Consider the following 953-nt stretch of genomic DNA (forward strand, 5'->3'; position numbering starts at 1 on the left):
GTATAAAATTAAGTATGTACTTAATATGATTAATTTACCTAAAGTGGAGCGATTAAATTGGCTCTATTTAGATATGAATAGTTATTTTGCCACAATAGAGCAACAATTAGATCATACGCTTAGAGGTAAGCCCATAGCAGTAGTTGCTAATCTGTCTGATAGTACCAGTGCTATTGCTGTCAGTTACGAAGCAAAGAAACTTGGTATTAGTACTGGAACTAAAATATTTGAGGCGAAAAGGATATATCCTGAGCTAGTGTGCGTTGTATCTAAACATGAGGAATATACAAAATATCATAAGGCCATATTTGCAGAGGTGGAGAAACATTTACATGTAGATAAGATATTGTCAATAGATGAGGCAGCATGCAGGCTTACAGGAGAGTTATGTAATCAGGATAATGCTATTAATATAGCAAAGCTGATAAAGCAATCTATTAGAGATCATGTAGGTGAATGTATAGAATGTTCGGTAGGCATAGCTCCTAACCGCTATTTAGCAAAAATAGCGTCTAATATGCAAAAACCAAATGGTTTAGTAGTAATACGTCCTGAAGATATACCGGAGAGATTGTTGGGGTTGCAACTATATGATTTACCAGGAGTAGGCAAAAGTACATATAGTAGACTTCGGGGTTATGGAATCCAAACAATTGGGCAGTTATACAAGTGCTCACCTCAAGAACTCAAGAAAAAATGGGGTAGTATTGTTGGGGCAAAGCTATGGTATTTATTGCGTGGTTATGATTTATCTAATGAGAATACAGCAAGTAATACAATAGGTCATAGTCAGGTATTAGCACCGAATCTACGTAACACTGAATCTGCTAGAATAGTAGCTTTAAGTTTATTACAGAAAGCGGCGTATAGATTAAGGGCGAAAAAGCTTCAAGCATCACGAATTATAATAACTATTCAAACTACAGATAGACAAACGTTAAAGAACAGTATTA

Annotated in this window: 1 protein-coding gene; it reads left to right on the plus strand. The window is 35.4% G+C overall.

The genetic code is table 11. From position 1 onward, the window contains the following. Positions 1-25 precede the first annotated feature (25 nt). Positions 26-953 (plus strand): DNA polymerase thumb domain-containing protein (locus KYQ89_RS00055; RefSeq protein ID WP_218459767.1); only part of this gene is annotated, 928 nt, incomplete at its 3' end.

Source organism: Rickettsia sp. TH2014, from assembly GCF_019249195.1.
GTDB classification, from domain to species: domain Bacteria; phylum Pseudomonadota; class Alphaproteobacteria; order Rickettsiales; family Rickettsiaceae; genus Rickettsia; species Rickettsia felis.